This is a genomic window from Pseudomonas sp. LH1G9 (assembly GCF_002949975.1).
GTDB classification, from domain to species: Bacteria; Pseudomonadota; Gammaproteobacteria; order Pseudomonadales; family Pseudomonadaceae; genus Aquipseudomonas; species Aquipseudomonas veronii.
The window spans coordinates 4611495-4633575 of sequence record NZ_CP026880.1; the positions used below are offsets into that span (position 1 = coordinate 4611495).

The window sequence follows — 22081 nt, forward strand, 5'->3', positions numbered from 1 at the left end:
GCTCCTACAGTCAACTCCCTACTTCTGGAGCCCCCATGAAAGCCATTGCCTACTACGCCTCACTGCCGATCAACGATCCGAAATCCCTGCAAGACATCGAGCTGCCGGAACCGGTCGCCGGCCCGCGCGACCTGCTGGTGGAAGTCAAAGCCATCTCGGTCAACCCGGTGGACACCAAGGTCCGCCAGAACGTCGCCCCGGAAAACGGCGCCGCCAAGGTGCTCGGCTGGGACGTGGCCGGTGTGGTCAAGGCCGTCGGCAGTGAAGTGACGCTGTTCAAGGCCGGTGACAACGTGTTCTACGCCGGCTCCCTGGTACGCCCGGGCGGCAACAGCGAACTGCACACCGTAGACGAGCGCATCGTCGGCCATATGCCCAAGAGCCTGGGTTTTGCCGACGCGGCCGCCTTGCCGCTGACCGCCATCACCGCCTGGGAACTGTTGTTCGAACGCCTGCAAGTGCGCGAGGGTAAAAAGGACGAAGGCCAGAGCCTGCTGATCGTCGGCGCTGCCGGCGGCGTGGGGTCGATCCTGACCCAATTGGCCAGCCAGCTCACCGCACTGAAGGTCATCGGCACCGCGTCGCGCCCGGAAACCCAGGCCTGGGCCAAGGCCCTTGGCGCCGACCTGGTGATCGACCATAGCCAGCCGCTGAGCGACGCCCTGAAACACGCGGGTGTGGCCCAGGTGACCCACGTCGCCAGCCTGACCCAGACCGACCACCATTTGGATCAACTGGTCGAAGCCCTGCAGCCCCAAGGCAAGCTGGCGCTGATCGACGATCCGAAGGCCCTGGACGTGAGCAAACTCAAGCGCAAGAGCCTGTCGCTGCATTGGGAGTTCATGTACACCCGCTCGATGTTCGAGACGCCGGACATGATCGAGCAACACAACCTGCTCAATCGCGTCGCCGAGCTGATCGATGCCGGCACCCTGAAAACTACCGTGGGCGAGCACTTCGGCGTGATCAACGCCGAGAACCTACGCCGCGCCCACGCGCTGCTCGAAAGCGGCAAGGCCAAGGGTAAGATCGTGCTGGAAGGGTTCTAAAAGAGGTCTGTCAGTGTCGTCCGTCATTCGTGTAAGTGATGGACGACACCACTAGTCAGGGAATTGACCTTTGTCATCATTGTGAACGTATTCGGGTTTATATTGGCGGCCTTTGCCACGATTCTTTTACGTGAGGAAGTCAGCAATGAAGATCCTGATAAAAGCGTTAGCAAAATCCCCGGGCAATAAATGGCAGGTCCGTCTCGACGGCGAAGCCATCACCTTCCGCAGTGAGGCCGAAGCCCGCGCCTTCGCCGAGACCCTGCAAGCGCGCATCCAGGCGCCCCACCGTTTCCCACTCGACCAGCAACGCTCCGCCGCCGCTGGCTGACGTCTTTCAGACCTGCGCCTGTAGGGCACGTGCCCGTTGCAGGCGCTGGGTCGACAGTGCAATCGTCACCGCCAAGACCCCGCACAAGCTGATGACCATCGCCATCGGCATCGCCGTGCCGTCGTGCAACACGCCCACCAACGAAGCCGCCCCCGCCGCCACGCCGAACTGAATGCAACCGAGCATTGCCGAGGCGCTACCGGCTCGCGCGCCCTGCCCGCTCATGGCGCAGGCCGAGGTGTTGGGCAAAATGCAGCCCAGGCTGGCGATGCAGATAAACAGCGGCAGCAGCAACGGCCACAACGCATCGGTGCGCAAGGCCGCGACGCCGAGCAGCGCCAACGCCGCCAGCATGTAGAGCCACACCGTGCGCGACAGCAAGAACGCCGGCCCGCGCTTGGCGAGCAAGCGCGCATTGACTTGGGCCATCAGAATAAAGCCGGCGGCGTTGGAGCCGAATACCCAGCCGAAATGCTCGGCGGGCACGCCATAGAGTTTGATGAATACGAAGGGCGAACCGGCGATGTAGGCAAACATCCCGGCAATCGAAATGCCCCCGGTCAGGGCGTAACCGAGGTAGACCCGGTCCGACAACAGGTCGATATAGCGGCGCAGCGACCCGGACAACGGTTGCCGAGGCTGATGGGCCGGAAAGGTTTCCGGCAAACCGACCGCCACTGCGATCGCGGCCATCACGCTGAACACCGTCAGGGCCAGGAAGATCGACTGCCAGCCCCACACCCCGACCATCAGCCCGCCCGCCAATGGCGCAAGGATCGGCGCCAGGCCGGTCACCAGCATCAGTTGCGAATACACCTTGGCCGAGGTCACTACATCACACTTGTCGCTGACCACCGCGCGGGAAATCACCATGCCCGCGCAACCGCCGAGGGCCTGCACGAAACGTGCGCCGATCAGCCATTCCAAAGACGGCGCATAGGCGCAGGCGAAGGAGGCCAGCGTAAACAACGTGACCCCGCTGAGCAGCGGCACACGACGACCAAAGCGGTCCGCCAGCGGGCCGTAGATCAATTGGCCGATGGCCAGGCCGCCGAAATACACCGCCAAGGTCAGCTGGATATGTTTTTCATCGGTGGCGAACGCCGTCGCCATCGCCGGGAAACCCGGCAGGTAAAAGTCGATCGCCAGCGGCGCGAAGGCGCTCAAGGCGCCCAAAATCAGGAGTATGCGCAGGTTCATCAGGCACCCAAGTATGTCGGCAGCCCGACAGTCTAGCCGCGCTTGGGTGCGTTGAACATTACGATAGCTCGCTAACTATTAAATCAGGCGACGCTGTAGCCTTCTTCACGGATCAAGCCGGCGATCACGTCGCGGCTCAACTGGCTTTGCACGCTGACTTGCTTGGCCGCCAGGTCGACTTTCACTTCGGCTGCCGGGTCCTGATTCTGCACCGCCTGGGTCACTGCCCGGACGCAATGGCCGCAGGTCATTCCTTCAACGTTGAATACTTGCATGACATGACTCCTTTAATGAGGGTGGACGCAGTATCGACCTTGCCACGATGGCAAGGTCAAGCGGCAAAAATAGCCGCCGGGCTGGTATTCAGTGACGCAGTCGGCCAAGCTTCACCCATCTTTGATGTGAACCACGGAGCATTCGCCATGCGCTGGTCGTTTTTTGGCCTTGTCGGCCTGATGAGTTTGTCTGCCGCTGCGCCCATGGCCAGCGCCGCCGAAGACTATGCGGTGCTGATCATTTCCCGCGAACGCCTGGAAGTACCGACCAACTGCGAGATCGGCCTGTACATCCAGGACCAGTTGGCCGGGCGCCTGTTCCAGGAACAGTCCACCGCGTTCAACCTGCCGGCCGGCAATGTGTCGCTGCGCCTGAAGCTGCTGCCGGGCCAAGCGCCGGGTTGCCTACCGGGCCTGCTGGCGCCAGCCGCGCAGAACATCACGCTGAAGGTCGGTGACGTGCGCAAATTACGCATCGCACAAGGCCCGGAAGGCATGTACCTCAAACCTGCGACATTGGGATACTAAAGACGCTTGACCTTCCCCACAGGTCAAGGTTGATCCTAGGGGCAACTTCTTCAGGAGGACTGCCCCATGAATGGAACCACCACGTTTGACCTGCCCATCGGCGGCATGACCTGCGCCAGCTGCGCCGGGCGTGTCGAGCGCGCGCTGGGCAAGGTGCCGGGGGTGCAACGTGTCAGCGTGAACCTGGCCAACGAGCGCGCCCATATCGAGGTGCTCGGCCAGATGGACCCCGCCGTGCTGATCGCCGCCGTCGACAAGGCCGGCTACAGCGCGTCGCTGCCCCAAAGCGAAACCAAGACCGATGCCGATCAAGCCCAGCGCCTGCACCACGAGCGTTGGGCGCTGCTGCTGGCGATTGTGCTCGCGTTGCCGCTGGTGCTGCCGATGCTGGCACAGCCCTTCGGCCTGCACTGGATGCTGCCGGCCTGGGTCCAGTTCGCCCTGGCCACGCCGGTGCAGTTCATCTTCGGTGCGCGCTTTTACATCGCCGCGTGGAAAGCCGTGCGCGCCGGCGCCGGCAATATGGACCTGCTGGTCGCGATCGGCACCAGCGCCGGTTACGGTCTGAGCCTGTACGAATGGCTCACCGCGCCCGCCGGCAGCATGCCGCACCTGTATTTCGAAGCCTCGGCGGTGGTGATCGCTCTGGTGCTGCTCGGCAAATACCTGGAAAGCCGCGCCAAACGCCAGACCGCCAGCGCCATCCGGGCCCTGGAAGCCTTGCGCCCGGAGCGCGCGATTCGGGTGATTGACGGCCGCGAAGAAGACGTCGCGATCAACGCGCTCAAGCTCGGCGACCACGTGCTGGTCAAACCCGGCGAGCGCTTCCCGGTGGACGGGGAAGTGGTGGACGGCCAAAGCCATGCCGACGAAGCGCTGATCAGCGGCGAAAGCCTGCCAGTGCCGAAACAACCGGGTGACAAGGTCACCGGTGGCGCGATCAACGGCGAAGGGCGCTTGCTGGTCCGCACCGTGGCCCTCGGCGCGGAAAGCGTGCTGGCGCGCATCATCCGCCTGGTGGAAGACGCCCAGGCGGCCAAGGCACCAATCCAGAAACTGGTGGATAAAGTCAGCCAGGTGTTCGTGCCGACGGTGCTGGTGCTGGCGTTGCTCACGCTGCTCGGCTGGTGGCTGTACGGCGCTTCGCTGGAGACTGCGATCATCAATGCGGTCGCCGTGCTGGTGATCGCCTGCCCGTGCGCCCTGGGCCTGGCCACACCGACCGCGATCATGGCCGGCACTGGCGTAGCGGCGCGTCACGGTATCCTGATCAAGGATGCCGAAGCGCTGGAGCGCGCCCACGCCGTCAGCGCGGTGGTATTCGACAAAACCGGCACGCTCACTTCCGGCACGCCGAAGATCGCTCACTTGGCGGCAGTCGACGGCAACGAACCGCTGCTGCTGCAACAGGCCGGCGCCTTGCAACGCGGCAGCGAACACCCGCTGGCCAAGGCGGTGCTGGATGCCTGCCGCGAACAGTGGCTGAACGTGGCCGATGTGAGCGCCAGCCAGTCCCTGACCGGGCGCGGCATTGCCGGCACCCTCGACGGTCGGCCGCTGGCCCTGGGCAACCGCCGTCTGCTGGAAGACAACGGGCTGGACGCGGGCGCACTGAACGCTTCGGCCAAGGCCTGGGAAGCCGAAGGCCGCACCTTGTCCTGGCTGATCGAGCAAGGCGCGCAACCGCGGGTACTCGGGCTGTTCGCTTTCGGCGACACTCTCAAGCCCGGCGCGCTGGAAGCCGTGGCCCAACTCAAGGCGCGGCACATCAGCAGCCATTTGCTCACCGGTGATAATCGCGGCAGTGCGCGGGTAGTCGCCCAGGCGCTGGGCATCGACGATGTCCACGCCGAAGTGCTCCCGGCCGACAAAGCCGCCACCGTCGCCGAACTGAAAAAAACCGGCGTGGTGGCGATGGTCGGCGACGGCATCAACGACGCCCCGGCCCTGGCCGCCGCCGACATCGGCATCGCCATGGGCGGCGGCACCGACGTGGCCATGCACGCTGCCGGCATCACCCTGATGCGCGGTGATCCACGCCTGGTGCCGGCCGCGCTGGAGATCAGCCGCAAGACCTACGCAAAGATCCGCCAGAACCTGTTCTGGGCCTTTGTGTATAACTTGATCGGTATTCCCCTGGCGGCATTCGGCCTGCTCAACCCGGTGTTGGCCGGCGCGGCGATGGCCTTGTCCAGCGTCAGCGTGGTGAGCAATGCGCTGTTGTTGAAAACCTGGAAACCCAAGGATCTGGAGGACCCACATCCATGAGCATGAACATCGGCCAGGCGGCGCGTTCAAGCGGTTTGAGCGCCAAGATGATTCGCTACTACGAATCCATCGGCCTGCTCAAAGCCGCCCATCGCACCGAGAGCGGCTATCGCGTGTACGGTGCCGACGACTTGCACACCCTGGCGTTCATCAAACGCTCGCGGGACCTGGGGTTTTCATTGGAAGAAGTCGGCAAGCTGCTGACGTTGTGGCAGGACCGGCAACGGGCCAGCGCCGATGTGAAGGCCCTGGCGCGCCAGCATATCGAGGAGCTGAACCAAAAGATTCTGGAGCTGGGGCAGTTGCGCGATACGTTGCAGGACCTGGTGGAACACTGCCACGGCGATCATCGGCCGGACTGTCCGATTCTCAAGGAATTGGCGTCGGGTGGTTGCTGCGCCTGAAGGGGTAAGGGGTGTACACAAAACCAATGTGGGAGGGGGCTTGCCCCCGATAGCGGTGGACCAGTCAATACACGTATCGACTGACATGGCGCTATCGGGGGCAAGCCCCCTCCCACATTTTTAGATCTTCTATTGCCTGAAGATCATTCCAACATTTTTAGATCTTCAATTGCCTGAAGATCACTTCCACACGTCGGGAGGTTGCTGCGCTTGAAAGGGGAGGCGGTAAGGGGTGTACACGAAACCAATGTGGGAGGGGGCTTGCCCCCGATAGCAGTGGATCAGTCAATATAAGTATCGACTGACATGGCGCCATCGGGGGCAAGCCCCCTCCCACATTTAGATCTCCAATTACCTGAAGATCATTCCAACATTTTTAGATCTTCAATTGCCTGAAGATCATTCCCATATTTTTAGATCTCCAATTACCTGAAGATCATTCCCATATTTTTAGATCTTCAATTGCCTGAAGATCACTTCCACACGTCGGGTGGTTGTTGCGTCTGAAGGGGGTAAGGGGTGTACACAAAACCAATGTGGGAGGGGGCTTGCCCCCGATAGCGGTGGATCAGTCAATATACGTATCGACTGACACGGAGCTATCGGGGGCAAGCCCCCTCCCACATTTAGATCTCCAATTACCTGAAGATCACTTCCACACTTTTTAGATCTCCAATTACCTGAAGATCACTTCTACACTTTTTAGATCTCCAATTGTTTGAAGATCACTTCCACACTGTTTATATCGACAACAGCTTGGGGGTCACTGCATCCAAGGCGGTGGCGGTGGTTCGTCAGGCGTTTTGCTCGGTGGCGCATCATCCGCCGCGCGAGCCGCCTGGCGCCGCTCTTCGTCCAGTCGCGCCGCTTCGATCTCGCGGATCACGCCGCCCACGTCGGCCAGTTCTTCCGGTTCGTCGAACTCGCCGGTCAAGATGCTGGCCGGGTGCAAGGTGCCGGCTTCGTACAGCGCCCACATTTCCTTGGCGTACTTGGTCTTCTTCAGCTCCGGGGCAAAGCGCCCGAAGTAGGAAGCCATGTTGCCCACATCCCGCTCCAGCATGTTGAACGCGTGGTTGTTGCCCGCCGCATCCACCGCCTGGGGCAGGTCGATGATCACCGGGCCGGTCGGCGTGAGCAGTACGTTGAACTCGGACAGGTCACCATGCACCAGGCCGGTACACAACATCAGCACGATCTGGGAGATCAGGAACGCGTGGTACTCGCGCGCCTGGTCCGGCTCCAGCACCACGTCGTTCAGGCGCGGCGCCGCATCGCCGTACTCGTCGGCCACCAGCTCCATCAACAGCACGCCTTCAAGGAAGTCATACGGCTTGGGCACGCGAACGCCCGCGCCGGCCAGGCGGAACAACGCCGCGACTTCGGCGTTCTGCCAGGCATCTTCGGTTTCTTTCTTACCGAATTTGGAACCCTTGGCCATCGCCCGGGCCTGCCGGCTGTTACGGACCTTTCGGCCTTCCTGGTATTCGGACGCTTGACGAAAACTTCGTTTGTTCGCCTCCTTGTAAACCTTGGCGCAACGCAATTCGTTGCCGCAGCGCACCACATAAACAGCTGCTTCTTTACCACTCATGAGTGGGCGCAGCACTTCGTCGACCAGACCGTCTTCGATCAGGGGTTCAATGCGTTTAGGAGTCTTCATCAGCTTTTATTGTGGGTCCTTTATTACCAAACACGCGTATGGCACTCGTTATACGGCAATCGGCTCGCCTCGGGGAGGGGCTACCGAGCTTTGACCACCGAAGAATGCATCCAATATGCCAGTTTTCCACGCAATTCAGCGTTCAATGATCGCTGTCACGCCCTGCCCTCCGGCGGCACAGATTGAAATCAGCCCGCGCCCCTTGCCCGCGACGTCCAACAGCTTGGCCAGGTTGGCGACGATACGCCCGCCCGTCGCAGCAAACGGATGCCCGGCGGCCAGGGAACTGCCCTTGACGTTGAGGCGGCTGCGGTCGATCGAACCCAGCGGCGCGTCCAGCCCCAGGTGGGTCTTGCAGTAGTCCGCATCTTCCCAGGCCTTGAGCGTACACAACACTTGGGCAGCGAATGCTTCGTGGATCTCGTAGTAATCGAAGTCCTGCAGTGTCAGGCCATTCCTCGCCAGCAAACGCGGCACGGCGTACACCGGCGCCATCAACAGGCCTTCGGCGCCGTTGACGAAATCCACCGCCGCCGCTTCGCCGTCGCGCAGGTAAGCCAGGATCGGCAAGCCGCGCTCCCTGGCCCAGGCTTCGCTGCCGAGCAACACCAGGGAGGCGCCGTCCGTCAGCGGCGTGGAGTTGCCAGCGGTGAGCGTGCCTTTGGCGCTGCGCTCGAAGGCGGGCTTGAGGCCGGCGAGTTTTTCCAGGGTCAGGTCGGGGCGCAGGTTGTGGTCGCGGGTCAGGCCCAGAAACGGGGTGAGCAAATCGTTGTGCCAGCCTTCGGCGTAGGCCGCGGCCATTTTCTGGTGGCTCTCCAGGGCGAGCTGGTCTTGCTCGGCGCGCGGAATCTGCCAGGTCTGCGCCATCAGCTCACAGTGCTGGCCCATGGATAAACCGGTGCGGGGTTCGCCATTGCGCGGCAGCTCGGGTTTGAGGTGATGGGGACGGAGTTGTAACAAAAGTTTTAGTTTGTCCGCCAAGGATTGGCTGCGGTTGGCCTGCAGCAGAATCTTGCGCAGCCCTTCGTTCACCCCGATCGGTGCGTCGGACGTGGTGTCCACTCCACCGGCAATCCCGCACTCGATCTGGCCCAGGGCAATCTTGTTGGCCACCAGCAACGCCGCCTCCAGCCCGGTGCCGCAGGCCTGCTGAATGTCATAGGCCGGGGTTTGCGGCGACAGGCGCGAACCCAGCACGCATTCGCGGGTCAGGTTGAAGTCGCGCGAGTGCTTGAGCACCGCGCCGGCGACCACCTCGCCCAGGCGCAGGCCGTGCAGGTTGTAGCGCTCGATCAGGCCCTCCAGGGTGGCAGTCAGCATCGCCTGGTTGCTCGCCGTGGCATACGGGCCATTGGAGCGGGCGAAAGGAATGCGATTACCGCCAATGATCGCTACACGGCGCAATTGAGTCATGGAAAGCTCCCTGTCGGTTGTGGGGTAAGTCGTTCAGACTAGCCTAGGCTCAATCGAACGACTGCCGCCGCGAGGTGGTCAACCCTTTGAACCCCAGCCTTTGGAGAGCGTTCCATGTCTGACCGTTATATCGACTTCGCCAACTCAAGCCTCGGCCATCGCCTGGTCGCCGCCATTGGCCTGCCGTCACCGGTACGCCTGGAGCGCTGGCAAGCCGGGCGTCTGCGCCCGGTCGACGGCGCGCTGCTGCTCGGCGGCGGGGCACTGGCGGCCAAGGTGCTGGCGTTTGCGCACAAACTCACCGAGGCCATTTATAGCTACGGCGCCGGGCCGCTGGAAGCACCGGCCTGGATTCCCGGGCATGGCCCCAAGCTCAAGGCGCTGGTGTTCGACGCCAGCGACTTGCAACACACCGACCAGCTCAAGCAATTGCGCGAGTTCTTTCAGCCCCTGCTGAAAAACCTCGATCACAGCGCGCACCTGGTGATCCTCGGCCGCGCGCCGGAAAGTCTCAGCGACCCGTTCGCCGCCAGCGCCCAGCGCGCCCTCGAAGGGTTCAGCCGCTCCCTGGCCAAAGAACTGCGCAACGGCGGCGTATTGCAATTGCTGTCGGTCGGCCAAGGTGCCGAGGACCAACTGGAAGGGGCGTTGCGGTTTTTCCTGTCGCCCAAAAGTGCCTACATCTCGGGCCAGGTGATTCGCCTGGAAGCCTGCGCCACCCCCGTCGAAGACTGGACCCGCCCGCTTGCCGCGCGCAAGGCGCTGGTCACCGGCGCGGCGCGCGGCATTGGCGCCGCCATCGCCGAAACCCTCGCCCGCGATGGCGCCGAGGTGATTCTGCTGGACGTGCCCCAGGCCAAGGCTGACCTCGAAGCCCTGGCGGCGCGCCTGGGAGGGCGCAGCATCGTGCTGGACATCTGTGCCGAAGACGCCGCCCGCCAGTTGATCGAACAACTGCCGGACGGCCTCGACATCCTCGTCCATAACGCCGGCATCACCCGCGACAAAACCCTCGCCAACATGACCCCGGAATACTGGGACGCCGTGCTGGCGGTCAACCTCAATGCACCGCAAGTGCTGACCAAGGCCCTGCTCGACAGCGGCACCCTGCACGACAACGCACGCGTGGTGCTGCTGGCCTCCATCAGCGGGATCGCCGGCAACCGCGGGCAAACCAACTATGCCGCGAGCAAGGCCGGGCTGATCGGCTTGGCCCAGGCCTGGGCGCCGCTGTTGAAAGCGCGGGGGATCAGCATCAACGCCGTGGCTCCCGGTTTTATCGAAACCCAGATGACCGCGCATATCCCCTTCGCCCTGCGTGAGGCCGGGCGCCGCATGAGTTCCCTGGGCCAGGGCGGCTTGCCGCAGGACGTCGCCGAAGCGGTCGCCTGGCTCGGTCAGCCGGGTTCCGGCGCGGTCAGCGGCCAGGCGCTGCGGGTGTGTGGGCAAAGTATACTGGGAGCGTAAGCATGGACTGGACCACCCTGGACCACCCGCCGCAGCTTATGCCGTTGTACTGGCGCGCGGCGCTCAAGCGCAGGATCACCGGCAGCCACTTGCCCGAGCAGGGGTTTCGCTGCCGCGTGAGCGTCAACCCCGAGCAGGTGGCGGCGTATCGGCAGGTGTGTGGCTTTGCCGACAGCCCGATGCTGCCGGCGACGTATCCGCAGGTGCTGGCGTTCGGCCTGCAGTTAAAACTGCTGACGGCGCCATCGTTTCCGTTCCCGTTGTTGGGGCTGGTCCACCTGCGCAATCGCATCCGGGTGTATCGGCCCTTGGGGGCGGTGAGTGAGCTGACCATCGCCGTCCACGCACACCATCTCAAACCCCACGCCAAGGGCGCGACGTTTGAGCTGGTGACCACCGCCGAAGATGCCCTCGGCCTGTTGTGGGAAGCGCAGAGCCGCATGCTCTGCCGTGGCGTGAAGCTCGACGGCGCAGCGGCGGACGACGCCTTGCCCACGCCCACCCAGGTCAGCGAACTGACCCGCTGGAAAGCCCCGGCCGATATCGGCCGTCGTTACGCCCGGGTGTCCGGCGACTACAACCCGATCCACTTGAGCGCCCTGACCGCCAGACTATTCGGTTTCCCCCAAGCCATCGCCCACGGCCTGTGGAACAAGGCGCGCACCCTCGCTGCCCTCGGCGAGCACCTGCCCGCGGCGAATATCGAAATAGAGGTCGAATTCAAGAAACCGGTGCGTCTGCCCAGCGAGATCATCCTGCACGCCAGCGTCGCCGGTCCCAGTGGCCAGTTGTGGTTGAAAGGCTCGGGGGAGATTGAGCACATGGTCGGCCGGTGGCAACCGATTGGCTGAAACCGGCCGCTCATCTCTCTCGGGGCAACAGCGTGTCAGCGCGGCGGGTAGCTGGAAAGGATTCGCGCGATCGTCTTGCGAATGGCGTTGCTGCGATCCTGCGGCTCGGGCGAGCTGGCCATGATCTGCTCGTCGCTGCCGCGCCAGACGAGTTTGCCGTCCTTGCCGTCGAGCAGGTCGATCTGGATGGTCGCCACCTTGTAGGTGATGTTGCGCGTTTCGTTGTACATCGGCGCGCCCCAGTAGCCATTCCACGGCCCGCCCCAGGCGCCGCCGTAGTTGGTGCTGACTTGTTGCTGGCGGTCTTCGACGATCAGGTAGGCCTGCGCATTCAGGTCCGCCCGGGTGCCCGCCGCCGCAGGGCGCAGGCCGCGTTGGTCGAGTTGTTCGCCGACAGCCTGGCGGATACGTTGTTCGGTGAGGTCGCTCTTGATCCGCGGATCATCGGGACGGTATTGCAGCGCCGGGTCTTTCCAGGCCCAGCTGCGGTAGGCGCCGAAGTCCCGGCTGGCATCAAAATCGTGGTTGACCTGGCTGGTCTGGCAACCGCCCAGCAGCACGACCAAAGCGAGCGTTGCGATACGTCCAAACATGGTGGTTCTCCAACGAGCGACCCGGGCATTAAATGAGAATAGCTGTTAACTGGGAGGATACGCCGTCATTGCCTTTTGCACAGCCTTGCGCAACGCATCGGCTCGCTCACTGAGGCTGCCCTGACTGCCGGTTTCGGCGCTGGCGCTCCACACCGGCTGACCGCTGCGTGCATCGAACAGATTGACCCGCACCACCACGACCTGAACTTCATAGGTACGCACGATCGGCGCCGCGTTGTACATGCCGTAGCCATTGCCATAACGATTGTAGCCACCGTACCCATAGCCGTAGTCATCCTGGACCTGCTTGAGGCGCTTCTCCAGATGCACGTCGGCGCTCACCAGCAGGTCGGGCGCGCGGTTGTCGTGCAGGGGGCGCAAGCCTCGCTGGTCGAGGGCGCCGCTGACCGCTTCGGCAATCTGCGCCGAGTCCGCCCAAGCCGTGCCCGCTGGCAACTGGCCGTTGCGCCAGGCCCAAATGCGGTAGGCGCCGTAGTCACGCACCGGCGCGGGGTAGGCGCTGGCATCAAAGGTCCTGGCCGCCTGGGCCGGAGCCGGCGGCATCGGCGCCGAGGTGGCCACGTAGGGATTGGGGCTGGAGCAGGCGCCCAGCCCAAGGAACAACAGGATTAACCCGAAACGACGCATTTCGACCTCCACTGACTGGGCCGCTTAAACCGGACGGCAGATCCAGTGCAAATAACGCCCAAGTCCGGCAAAGCTTGGGTGACGACGATGGGCGAGCTCCATCTCCAGCACATCCTGCAATGCCACGCGGGCCTGGAATTCCACCGGCATATAATCGTGGAACACCCGCACGCCGCTCTGGCTTTCGACCTGCCAAAGCCCCTCGAGTTGCGCCGCCAGCTCTCGCGGGTCGAGCGGCTGCTGCGGGGTCAGGCTCTGTTTTTCGCCGGCCATGTCGTTCTTGCGCATTTTGCGGAAGTGGCCTTTGAGCAGGTTGCGGTAAATCAGCGCATCGCGATTGTAGAACGCCAGGGACAGCCAGCCGCCAGGCACCGTCAACTGGTGCAGCACGGGCAGGATCGCATGGGGTTCGGCCAGCCATTCGAGGACGGCGTGGCACAGCACCACATCGTAGGGCTCGGTGAGTTGGCCGAGCAGGTCTTGCCAGGGCGCATGGATGAAGGTCGCGCTCTGCCCCGCCTCGGCGAAGCGTTGGCGCGCACCGCTCAGCATCGGCTCGGCGGGTTCGGCCAGGGTCACCTGATGCCCGCGCTCGGCCAGCCACAGCGACATGTGCCCCAGGCCCGCGCCGATATCCAGCACACGCAACGGCCGTTGCGGCAGGGCTTCGGTGAGGTCGGCCTGCAACACCGCCAGGCGAATCGCGCCCTTGGCGCCGCCGTAGATCTTCTCGGCAAAACGCGTGGCCAGTTGGTCGAAGTGACGATCACTCATGGATAAACCGCCGTTCGCTGTCGGCCAGCTTGGCGCGCACCACCTCGTTCATGTCCAGGCCCAACTCGCTGCACAGCAACAGCAGGTACAGCACGATATCGCCGACTTCCTGGCCGGCATGGGCGAGTGTGTCGGCGGGCAACTGGCGCGACTGGTCTTCGGTGAGCCATTGGAAGATTTCCACCAACTCGGCCATTTCCACGCTGGCGGCCATGGCCAGGTTTTTCGGGCTGTGGAATTGTTTCCAGTCGTTGGTATCGCGGATGCGATGCAGGCGTTCGGTGAGGTGTTCGAGGTTCATGAGGGGCTCCTGAAGGGGTATAGCTTCGGGGGGATCAGGGATGAAGGCAAGTGAATCCGGGGGGATGGACTTTAGGGCGCTATCGCAGGCAAGCCTGCTCCCACATTTGAATGGATTCACACATCGGAATGTGGGGGTTGGTTTGGCGGTGATGGGGTCTAGTCGACGACGCTGAATTCGATTCGGGCGGTTTGGCCGGCCTCGTCGAGAACGCTGAGCTGGTAGCGGCCCAATTGCTCGAAACTGGCGTTGATGCTGTCCTGGTTGGCGCTGTCGCCCAACGGCGCACCGTTGAGGAACCACCAGCGCCGACCACTGCCGCCCAGCGCCGAGATCTTCAGGCGCAGCGCCTGTTGGCTGGCAGCGGGCAGGCGCAGTTGATCGCCTTCGCGCACGCCGACAATCGACAATGGCGAGGACGCCGCCAGGGCCGGCGGTGGGCAATCGGGGTCCGCGGCCGGCAAGCGGGCGTCGCGGCGTTCGGCCCGCGGTAGCCAGGGTTCCAACGGCGCGGGCCACAGGGCAATGTTCTTCAACTGCGCGCCCGGGCAATGGGCGTCCACCCTCAAACCCTTGGGGTTGACCCAGACGCTTTCCATCAAGCCCACACCCAACGGTTGATCCAGTGCCAGCAAGGTCGGCGGTGTGGTGTTGTCCAGCGTCCAGGCGAAACGCTGGCGCCGGCAATTCGGATCGCTGCGGCTCATGGGCTGGCCCAGCGGCCAGCAGATCGCCGCCACGCCGACGTTCGCCGGCACCGGTTTGACCGGCGCGCTGATGCCACGCTGGCTGTCGCGGTTGGTCAACACATCGTGTACCTGCAACATCAAGGGCGCGGCCGAGGCCAAGCCGAACTGCCCCGGCACTGGCGTGCCGTCGGGGCGGCCGATCCACACGCCGATCAAATAGCGCGGCCCCACGCCGATCGCCCAGGCATCGCGGAACCCGTAGCTGGTGCCGGTTTTCCAGGCCAGCACCGGGCGCTGCACCAGTTCGGCACGCGGGTCGCGGTCGGGCCGCGCCTGGCCGCTGAGGATACGCCGCACAATCCAGGCGGACCCTGGCGACAGTAAAGGCCGTTCTTTAAGCGTATCGTCCGGCTGTAATCGAATCGTGGCGCTCCTGCCGTCGCGAGCGAAAGCGCTGTAGCCGCTCACCAGATCTTCCAGGCGACTGCCCGCGCCGCCCAGGATCAGCGCCAGGTTCGGCTCGGCCAACGCCGGCAGCGCCAGCGGCACCCCGCCGATACGCATCTGCGCGGCGAAGCGCTTCGGCCCGTAGGCTTCCAGCAACTGCACCGCCGGCAGGTTGAGCGAACTGGACAACGCCGTGCTCGCCGGCACCGCGCCGGTAAAGCCCATGGAAAAGTTGCCCGGCCGGTAATCGCCATAGCGCCTGGGCACATCCTGCAACAGCGATTCGGAGTGAATCAGCCCGTCGTCCAGGGCCATGCCATACAGGAAGGGCTTGAGGGTCGAGCCCGGCGAACGCAGGGCGCTGATCATGTCCACATGGCCGAAGCGCTTGGCATCATTGATGTCCACCGAGCCGAGGTAGGCGCGCACGGCCATGCTGTCTTCCTCCACCACCAGGATCGCCGCCGAGGTGTATTCCGGCAAACGCGCGCGCCAGCCCAGCAGCAGGTCTTCGAGACGGCGTTGCAGGGTGGCGTCCAGGGTGGTGCGGATCAGCGGCGGGCTGTCGGGGCGGTTCAGGCGACGGGCGAGCAACGGCGCCAAGCTGGGCTCCAGGCGCGGCGCGAGCAGCAACGGTTCTTCCAGCGCTTCGGCCACTGCCGATGACGGCCATACCTGGAACTCGCCGAGGCGGCGCAGCACCTTGTCCCGCGCTTCCTGGGCGCGCTGGGGGTGGCGGTCGGGGCGCAGGCGGCTCGGCGCCTGGGGCAACACCGCGAGCAAGGCGGCTTCGGCGTGGGTCAGTTGCGCCGGCGACTTGCCCAGATACGCCCAACTGGCCGCCGCCACGCCTTGCAAGGTGCCGCCAAACGGCGCGCGGTTCAGGTACAGGTTGAGAATCTCGGCCTTGGACAAGTGCCATTCCAACTGCGCGGTGCGCCACAGCTGGCGCAGCTTGCCGTGGAACGTGCGCGAGTGGGGATCGAGCAAACGGGCGACCTGCATCGACAAGGTGCTACCGCCCGACACCACCCGCGCACCGGTCAGGTTCTGCCACGTCGCCCGCGCCAGCGCGAACGGGTTTACGCCGGGGTGCTGGTAGAACCAACGGTCCTCGTAGGTGAGCAACGCATCGAGGTAATACGGCGACACCTCAGCGGTTTGCACCGGGTAACGCCACACGCCATTGGCATCGGCAAACCGCCACAACGGCGTGCCATCCTCGGCCAGCACCACCCGCGCCAGGTCGTCCTTGGGCAGCGGCAGGGGCCAGATGCGGTCGGCCAACCACAGCAGGGCAATCATCAGGAGCAGGCTCGCGAGGGTCCAGCGAGCAACTAAACGCAAACTCAAACGGGCAAACCTCTATGCTTGTAGGGAACTAGCCTGTCGCAATAACAACCAAAGGCACAGACACGCCCACCTTCTCATCAGGACACACACATGCAGGTAGAAAGCTTCTTCGAATGGTTGGGCCAGGCGCTCGGTTCCGTCATCCGTTTTATCGTCGACGGCCTCAGCGGCATCTTCGGTGCCTTGACCCACGCCGGTGGCAACTTTATCGATGGCCTGTCGCGTACCTTGGGCATGGACACTTCCATCATCAGCATCATTACCCTGATCCTCGGCCTGATGCTGCTGTACTCGGCGGTACGCGCCTTCATGCGCGCATCGATCATCATGGGCATCATCTGGCTGATGCTCGGCCTGTGGCTACTCAGCTGGGTAGTCCACTAACCCCAAAAAAACCCCACCAATCCCTGTAGGAGGGGGCTTGCCCCCGATAGCTGTATTTCAGTCAATGCATCAGGTAACTGACCCACCGCCATCGGGGGCAAGCCCCCTCCCACATTTAGCCCTCATTCCACATTTAGCCCCATTCCCAGATTTAGTCTCCACTGCACATTTAGTCCCCATTCCACATCGAGCTTTCAACGCCCCTTGATCACCAGATCCACCGGTGTCTCACCCACCGCCTGCCAGTTCGGCCGATACATCGACTCCACCTGCGGCGGCGGCACCCGATACGTCCCCGGCGTCACCGCCCGCGCCAGATACAACAGGTGCGTGGTGCCATAGCCATCCAGGTTCATCGCCGCCACGTAGCGGTCATCACGAAACTCCTGATGCTTGAGCGAGGCGTTCTGCATCGACTCACGCCATTCCTTCACCTGGCTGCTGGCGTTTTCCAGGCTTGCGGCGCTTTGCGCGAGGTTCTGGTTTTCCAGCTCCAGGCCTGCCGGCAGCAGGTCCACCACCAGGGCATCCGGTACACGCTGCTTGGCGCTGACCGCCAGATGCACCAGCACCAGGTCGCCGCTGTTGAGGCTACGCAGGTTCAGCGGCTGGCCGTTCATGCCCAGGTATTCGCGGCGGATGCTCAGGTTGTCGCCGCCGGCGGCCGGTGGCACTTGTGGATAACCCGAGATCGTCAACTGCTGGTACACCGGCGTCTCGCCCTGATTGCGCAGGCTCAAGTCGCTGGACAGCAGCGCGCCCGTCAACGCCAGTGTCGACTGTTGATTATTCAATTCGCGCACGCCGCCGCTGCCGGTGAGCGACACCTGCCAATTCGACTCGGGCTCGGCGAACCCGAGGCGCCCGGCCAGGAACAGCGAGTTGCGTTCCTGGGTCGACAGGTACGGGCTGGCCGCCAATTGATCCGACAAGGTGAACAAGCGCTCTTCACGCTTGCCCTTGGCCAGGTCGTTTTCTTCGAGCAACGCCAGGATCATCGCCTGGTCGCGCAGCGGGCTGCCGTAGTCGGCCAACCACTCCTTGGCATTGCGCTGCGCCGCCAGCCCTGCGAGCAAGGCTTGATCGGCACGCGGCTGGTCGCCCATCTTCTGCAAGGCGATGGCCAGTTGCACCAGCGGCAACCCGGAGCGCGCATCGCTGCGCCGCTCGAACAGACTGCGCAACGCGCCCAACGGCGCCTGCTGACTGCGCGCCAGTACCAGGCCGGCGTAGGCCTGCACGGCGAAACGGGTGTGCTCGGCGTTATCGCTGTAATCGACTTCGATCAGGTTGCGCTCCTGCACATACCGCAGCAGACGCTCACTGGCTTTCTTCAAGGCTTGCGGCGGCACGGCGAAGCCCTGGTCGCGGGCGCGCAGCAGGAAGTCGGTGACATAGGCAGTCAGCCAGTATTCCTCTTCGCCATCGGCGCCCCACAAGCCAAAGCTGCCGTTGTAGCGCTGCATGCCCAGCAGGCGTTCGATGCCCAGCTCGATCTTGCGTTTGCGCTCGGTGTCCGGCTCACCCTTGATGCCCAGGCGCTTGAGCAAGGCATCGTCGGCATACAGCGACGGGTACAGGCCGCTGGCGGTCTGCTCCAGGCAACCGTAGGGGTACGCCTTGAGCGCACTGATTTGCGCGCCGAGGTTCAACGGCGGCCGGCTCGACAGGCTCAACAACGCCTCGCGCCCTGCGCTGTCGAATTGATCGAGCGCCCCCGCCGGCAAGCTCCACGGCTGCTCCTTGAGCACCGCACGATAGTGCTTGAGCAAGGCCGGATAGGCCGGGCGCACGCCCAAGGTCCATTCGCGGCTGAACGGCGGCAGGTTTTCACCGGGCAGGTCCAGGCCATTCACCGTGACCTTGAGCTTGCCCTGCCCCAGACCGCCCCAGGCTTTCACCGGGATGCGCAGCGTGGTGCGCTGGCCCTGTTTCAGTTCAAGCGATTGCGCGGCGCTGTCGACCAGTTCCAGTTGCCCTTCGGCACTCAGTTGCACGTCGAGCTTTTGCGCCTTGCCCGACAGGTTGGACAGGTCCAGCGCCAAGCTGGTCTGGTCGCCGCCCGCGAGGAAGCGCGGCGCCGACAGTTCGGCAATCAGCGGTGCGGCGATCACGGTTTTGGCTTCAGCCATGCCGTAGCGGTCATCGCTCCAGGCCTGGGCCATCAGGCGCAACTCGCCGTTGAAGTCGGGGATATTGACGCTGACTTCACCCTCGCCCTGCGCGTTCAACGTCACCGGTGCGCTTTGCAGGGCGACGATGGTCACGCTGGTGTCCGGGCGTTTGCCGCCCTTGGCCAATGCGGCGTCACCGCCGAAGGCCAGGCTCGCCAGGCGGCCCTGGCCGGCTTCGATCAGTTGGCCATAGATGTCGAACTGGTCCACGCCATACGACTTGCGGCCGAACAGGCTGGAGTACGGATCGGGCGTCGGGTATTCGGTGATATTGAGGATGCCTACGTCGACTGCCGCCACCAGCACATGCACCTGTTTGGGCACGCTGCCGTCGGCATTTTTCGCGGTAACTTTCACCGTCAGCGCTTGTTTGGGGCGCATTTTTTCCGGCGCGGTGAGGGTCAGCCCCAGTTTGCGCTGGGTGCGATCCAGCGGCAGGTGCAGCAGGCCCACCGCCCGTTTGGGGGTGATGTTGGCTTTGCGCTCGCCGGGGCGGATCACCAGGGCGCTGACGTAGAGGTCATGGCGCGCCCATTTCGGGTCGAGTTTCACGGCGAAGCTTTTGCCCTCGGCCGGCACGTCGATCGCCTGCCACCACAGCGGCCCCTCGGCGGACTCGACCAGCAGATAGCCTTTACCGGCCGCCGGCGGCGTCACCGTGACATTGGCCGTATCGCCATCGCCATAGGCGGGTTTGTCCAGCGCCAGCTTGACCTGATCGGGGCGCACGGCGCCGCCTTCGGTGTTGTCCTGGGCCTGGTAGCCGGCCCAGAAGCGCAGGCTGCTGACCAGCCCGGTTTGCGGGTCTTCGACCTCGACGCGGTACGGGCCCCACTCCACCTGGAAGCTGACTTTGGCGGTGTCGCCGGCCTTGATGTCCAGGCTCTGTTCGTCGAGGTTGAGGAATTTCTCGTTGTAGTGGTAGCTCCAGCCGTCGCTGTCCGAGTAATTCCAGTAGTAGTCACGGCGCTCGCGCACCAGGCGGACCTTGAGGTTTTTCGCGGCGAGTTTCTGCCCGTCCTGGTTGGCCAGCAGCACCTCGAATTCCGCCGGGCCGTCGCCGTTGGTTTCCTTGCCGTCAAACAGCCCGCGCAGGCCCGGCAACTGCTCGGCCGGCCAGATCGGCTGCACCAGGCGCCGGGTGATCGGCCGCCCGCCCGACTCATGCAGGCTGGCTTGCACGATCAGTTGCAGCGGCGACTTGGCGTCGGCCCATTTGCTTTCCAGGGTCAGGGCTTCCTGGCCCTTGGCGTCGAGCACGCTTTCATCCAGTTCGAAATCCTGGCTCAGCTCTTCTTCGGTGACGGAGCCGAACTGGTAACCCGGCAGCGATTTCACCGCCTCGCGCAGCGGACGCACATACACCTGCCCGCTGACCCGGTTGCCCGACGCCGGCGCGCCATACAGGTAGCGGCCATTGACCTGGATGACCGGGTTATCCGCCGGGCTCAATGCCGTGTCGCTGCCCTTGAGTTCGAGCGCCAGGCGCTCGGGCAGGAAGTCTTCGACGAGGAACTCGTACAACTGCGGCTTGCCGTCGCCCAGGTCGAACACCAGCTGCCAGCGCCCGGTCGGCGCTTCACCGGCCAATTGCAGTTGATATTGATAGAGGCCAGAGGCGTCGGCGTCCCAGACGAATTTGCGGCTGACCTGCTCATCCGGGCGGCGCACTTCGACGCTCACTGGCTGCGGCTTGACCGCGTTGCCGTCCTTGTCGCGCAGCAAGGCGTTAAGCAGCACGGTTTCGCCAGGGCGATACAGATCGCGTGGGCCGAACACAAAGAACTGCAGCGGGTGCGACGGTTGGCCGCCGATATCGAACTCCGCCAGATCGAGCGCGGCGCTGTCCAGGCGCAACAGGCTGGTTTGTTCGCCCTGCTTGGCCAGCAGCACCTGGGCCTTTTTCGGCAACGGCAATTCGGCGTGACCGCCCTGCTCGGTCTTGCCCTGCCCCACCACCCGGCCCTCGGCATCGAGCACTTCGAGGTCGACGCCATCCAGCGCCTTGCCACCGTCCAACGCCTGGGTAAACACATCCAGGCGATTGGCGTAGCGGTGAACCGACAGGCCGATATCACTCAAGGTGAACAGCGTGGCCGGTTGCGAATAGTTGTAGGTGCCCGACGCCCGCATCACCGCCAGGTATACGCCCGGCTGCTGCAATTGCTTGAGGCCGGCGATCGGCAGCAACAAGGTTTCGCGGGTATTGCGCGCCGGGTTCAGGTCGAAGCGGCCGCCGTAGACCAGATCGGCCAGCGGCAGCAGCTCGCGGGACTCATAGCTTTGCAGGCTGGTATTGCGCCCCCACTGGGCGAGGAACGATGGCAGGGATTCGGGCTTGATCCGGAAGAATTCGACATCGATCTTGTCGACATTCAGCGCAATCACCGGCAACCCCTCGGCCAGGCGCGTGGGTAACAGCGTGCCACGGCTGGCGAAGCCGACGGTGGCTTGCAGGTCACGGGTTTCCAGGCGGGCGACGTACTCGGCGGGCAACAGGTTGTTGTTCACGGCGCGCACGCCGGGGTCGACCGTCAGCACCAACTTGCGCTGCGGCTCCAGGTGGCGCAGGCGCAACTCCATCAGGTTATCCGACAGCTCCCAGGCGCCGTCGACCTTGCCCGACTTGCTGTCCACCAGATGCAGCTTGTCGGCGAACTTCTGCTCCGGGTCCAACGGCACGGAAAAACTCACCGACAGGGTGCTGGCGCCGTCCAACTGCACCTCGGACAGGTCCACCACACTCAACTCGCGCCCGGCATAGCGCTGCTTCAGCGCCGCCACATCCACCACCGCCTTGGCCGGCTTCGGCGCCACACTGCTCGCAGCTGCCGGCGCGCTCGGCGCAGTCGGTTTATCGGAAGAATCGCAGGCGCTCAGCAGGGCCAGCGCACAAGCCAGGAACAGTCCTTTGTTAAGCATGGGGCACTCGTCGTCAGAGGGAACCGAGGGATGAACTATATATCAGCGCCGGCCAAGCCGATGTGGCACTGGTCACATTGACCGACGGAGGGCAGTTTGGTTCTTCGCGTCACGCGATCCAAGCCAAATCCCACAAACACAAAAGATCAAAATCACAAAAAATCAAAATCACTGAAGATCAAAATGTGGAATGGGGGACTAAATGTGGAATGAGGCCAAATGTGGAATGAGAGCTAAATGTGGGAGGGGGCTTGCCCCCGATGGCGGTGAGTCAGTCAGCTTATTTGTAGCTGATCCACTGCAATCGGGGGCAAGCCCCCTCCCACATTTGGCCCCCTCCCACATTT

Annotated in this window: 18 protein-coding genes; 8 read left to right on the forward strand and 10 right to left on the reverse strand. The window is 63.8% G+C overall.

Annotated elements, in window-relative coordinates:
• Window positions 1-35: 35 nt before the first annotated feature.
• Window positions 36-1049, forward strand: coding sequence for a zinc-binding alcohol dehydrogenase family protein (locus C5F70_RS21440; RefSeq protein WP_017849640.1), 1014 nt, complete (start codon window positions 36-38; stop codon window positions 1047-1049).
• Window positions 1050-1194: 145 nt separating this feature from the next.
• Window positions 1195-1380, forward strand: coding sequence for a hypothetical protein (locus tag C5F70_RS21445; RefSeq protein WP_017849641.1), 186 nt, complete (start codon window positions 1195-1197; stop codon window positions 1378-1380).
• 6 nt (window positions 1381-1386) lie between these two features.
• Here the strand turns inward: C5F70_RS21445 and C5F70_RS21450 are convergent, their stop codons facing one another.
• Together C5F70_RS21450 and C5F70_RS21455 are read right to left on the reverse strand one after the other, a co-directional pair.
• Window positions 1387-2580 carry a multidrug effflux MFS transporter gene (locus C5F70_RS21450; protein WP_017849642.1) on the reverse strand — a complete coding sequence of 398 codons (1194 nt, stop codon included), beginning with the start codon at window positions 2578-2580 and terminating at the stop codon, window positions 1387-1389.
• Window positions 2581-2663: 83 nt separating this feature from the next.
• Window positions 2664-2855: a heavy-metal-associated domain-containing protein gene (locus C5F70_RS21455; protein WP_017849643.1), complete on the reverse strand. Its 192-nt coding sequence runs from the start codon at window positions 2853-2855 to the stop codon at window positions 2664-2666.
• 147 nt (window positions 2856-3002) lie between these two features.
• On the opposite strand from C5F70_RS21455, the gene C5F70_RS21460 reads away from it, so the two are divergent.
• The 3 genes from C5F70_RS21460 to cueR all read left to right on the forward strand — a co-directional run bounded on the left by C5F70_RS21460 (window position 3003) and on the right by cueR (window position 6055).
• Window positions 3003-3383, forward strand: a complete 381-nt coding sequence (locus tag C5F70_RS21460; protein ID WP_017849644.1) for a hypothetical protein — start codon at window positions 3003-3005, stop codon at window positions 3381-3383.
• Between the two features lie 66 nt (window positions 3384-3449).
• Window positions 3450-5651, forward strand: coding sequence for a cation-translocating P-type ATPase (locus tag C5F70_RS21465; RefSeq protein ID WP_104904018.1), 2202 nt, complete (start codon window positions 3450-3452; stop codon window positions 5649-5651).
• 2 nt (window positions 5652-5653) lie between these two features.
• Window positions 5654-6055, forward strand: coding sequence for a Cu(I)-responsive transcriptional regulator (cueR, locus tag C5F70_RS21470; RefSeq protein ID WP_026140370.1), 402 nt, complete (start codon window positions 5654-5656; stop codon window positions 6053-6055).
• Between the two features lie 763 nt (window positions 6056-6818).
• Here the strand turns inward: cueR and C5F70_RS21475 are convergent.
• Window positions 6819-7718, reverse strand: coding sequence for a PA4780 family RIO1-like protein kinase (locus C5F70_RS21475; protein WP_017849647.1), 900 nt, complete (start codon window positions 7716-7718; stop codon window positions 6819-6821).
• 135 nt (window positions 7719-7853) lie between these two features.
• Entirely contained in the window at window positions 7854-9131 is a 1278-nt protein-coding gene (locus tag C5F70_RS21480) for an acetyl-CoA C-acetyltransferase (RefSeq protein WP_017849648.1), read from the reverse strand.
• A gap of 114 nt (window positions 9132-9245) precedes the next feature.
• On the opposite strand from C5F70_RS21480, the gene C5F70_RS21485 reads away from it, so the two are divergent.
• On the forward strand, window positions 9246-10598 hold the full coding sequence (locus C5F70_RS21485) for a 3-oxoacyl-ACP reductase (protein WP_104904019.1): 1353 nt from the start codon (window positions 9246-9248) through the stop codon (window positions 10596-10598).
• Window positions 10599-10600: 2 nt separating this feature from the next.
• The gene (locus tag C5F70_RS21490; RefSeq protein WP_104904020.1) at window positions 10601-11449 is read left to right on the forward strand and encodes a MaoC family dehydratase; all 849 of its coding nucleotides are present in this window, start codon (window positions 10601-10603) and stop codon (window positions 11447-11449) included.
• Window positions 11450-11484: 35 nt separating this feature from the next.
• Here the strand turns inward: C5F70_RS21490 and C5F70_RS21495 are convergent, their stop codons facing one another.
• The 5 genes from C5F70_RS21495 to pbpC all read right to left on the reverse strand — a co-directional run bounded on the left by C5F70_RS21495 (window position 11485) and on the right by pbpC (window position 16206).
• A complete protein-coding gene (locus tag C5F70_RS21495; protein ID WP_046485731.1) occupies window positions 11485-12042 on the reverse strand; it encodes a DUF4136 domain-containing protein in 558 nt (185 codons plus the stop codon).
• Window positions 12043-12087: 45 nt separating this feature from the next.
• The gene (locus C5F70_RS21500; protein ID WP_104904021.1) at window positions 12088-12690 is read right to left on the reverse strand and encodes a DUF4136 domain-containing protein; all 603 of its coding nucleotides are present in this window, start codon (window positions 12688-12690) and stop codon (window positions 12088-12090) included.
• Window positions 12691-12714: 24 nt separating this feature from the next.
• Window positions 12715-13464: a methyltransferase gene (locus tag C5F70_RS21505; protein WP_017849653.1), complete on the reverse strand. Its 750-nt coding sequence runs from the start codon at window positions 13462-13464 to the stop codon at window positions 12715-12717.
• Window positions 13457-13765, reverse strand: coding sequence for a MazG-like family protein (locus C5F70_RS21510; protein WP_017849654.1), 309 nt, complete (start codon window positions 13763-13765; stop codon window positions 13457-13459). Before C5F70_RS21510 ends, C5F70_RS21505 begins: the two co-directional genes overlap by 8 nt.
• Before the next feature lie 158 nt (window positions 13766-13923).
• A complete protein-coding gene (pbpC, locus tag C5F70_RS21515) occupies window positions 13924-16206 on the reverse strand; it encodes a peptidoglycan glycosyltransferase PbpC (protein WP_046385357.1) in 2283 nt (760 codons plus the stop codon).
• Between the two features lie 138 nt (window positions 16207-16344).
• Between pbpC and C5F70_RS21520 the strand changes: the two genes are divergently transcribed.
• Window positions 16345-16638, forward strand: a complete 294-nt coding sequence (locus C5F70_RS21520) for a hypothetical protein (RefSeq protein WP_017849656.1) — start codon at window positions 16345-16347, stop codon at window positions 16636-16638.
• A 194-nt stretch (window positions 16639-16832) separates the two neighbouring features.
• Here the strand turns inward: C5F70_RS21520 and C5F70_RS21525 are convergent, their stop codons facing one another.
• A complete protein-coding gene (locus tag C5F70_RS21525; RefSeq protein ID WP_104904022.1) occupies window positions 16833-21734 on the reverse strand; it encodes an alpha-2-macroglobulin in 4902 nt (1633 codons plus the stop codon).
• Window positions 21735-22081 lie beyond the last annotated feature (347 nt).

Bases quoted from the DNA above. Each gene is read 5' to 3' on its own strand.
- C5F70_RS21440 (WP_017849640.1), top strand. From the start codon at position 36: ATGAAAGCCATTGCCTACTACGCCTCACTGCCGATCAACGATCCGAAA.
- C5F70_RS21445 (WP_017849641.1), top strand. From the start codon at position 1,195: ATGAAGATCCTGATAAAAGCGTTAGCAAAATCCCCGGGCAATAAATGG.
- C5F70_RS21450 (WP_017849642.1), bottom strand. From the start codon at position 2,580: ATGAACCTGCGCATACTCCTGATTTTGGGCGCCTTGAGCGCCTTCGCG.
- C5F70_RS21455 (WP_017849643.1), bottom strand. From the start codon at position 2,855: ATGCAAGTATTCAACGTTGAAGGAATGACCTGCGGCCATTGCGTCCGG.
- C5F70_RS21460 (WP_017849644.1), top strand. From the start codon at position 3,003: ATGCGCTGGTCGTTTTTTGGCCTTGTCGGCCTGATGAGTTTGTCTGCC.
- C5F70_RS21465 (WP_104904018.1), top strand. From the start codon at position 3,450: ATGAATGGAACCACCACGTTTGACCTGCCCATCGGCGGCATGACCTGC.
- cueR (WP_026140370.1), top strand. From the start codon at position 5,654: ATGAACATCGGCCAGGCGGCGCGTTCAAGCGGTTTGAGCGCCAAGATG.
- C5F70_RS21475 (WP_017849647.1), bottom strand. From the start codon at position 7,718: ATGAAGACTCCTAAACGCATTGAACCCCTGATCGAAGACGGTCTGGTC.
- C5F70_RS21480 (WP_017849648.1), bottom strand. From the start codon at position 9,131: ATGACTCAATTGCGCCGTGTAGCGATCATTGGCGGTAATCGCATTCCT.
- C5F70_RS21485 (WP_104904019.1), top strand. From the start codon at position 9,246: ATGTCTGACCGTTATATCGACTTCGCCAACTCAAGCCTCGGCCATCGC.
- C5F70_RS21490 (WP_104904020.1), top strand. From the start codon at position 10,601: ATGGACTGGACCACCCTGGACCACCCGCCGCAGCTTATGCCGTTGTAC.
- C5F70_RS21495 (WP_046485731.1), bottom strand. From the start codon at position 12,042: ATGTTTGGACGTATCGCAACGCTCGCTTTGGTCGTGCTGCTGGGCGGT.
- C5F70_RS21500 (WP_104904021.1), bottom strand. From the start codon at position 12,690: ATGCGTCGTTTCGGGTTAATCCTGTTGTTCCTTGGGCTGGGCGCCTGC.
- C5F70_RS21505 (WP_017849653.1), bottom strand. From the start codon at position 13,464: ATGAGTGATCGTCACTTCGACCAACTGGCCACGCGTTTTGCCGAGAAG.
- C5F70_RS21510 (WP_017849654.1), bottom strand. From the start codon at position 13,765: ATGAACCTCGAACACCTCACCGAACGCCTGCATCGCATCCGCGATACC.
- pbpC (WP_046385357.1), bottom strand. From the start codon at position 16,206: ATGATTGCCCTGCTGTGGTTGGCCGACCGCATCTGGCCCCTGCCGCTG.
- C5F70_RS21520 (WP_017849656.1), top strand. From the start codon at position 16,345: ATGCAGGTAGAAAGCTTCTTCGAATGGTTGGGCCAGGCGCTCGGTTCC.
- C5F70_RS21525 (WP_104904022.1), bottom strand. From the start codon at position 21,734: ATGCTTAACAAAGGACTGTTCCTGGCTTGTGCGCTGGCCCTGCTGAGC.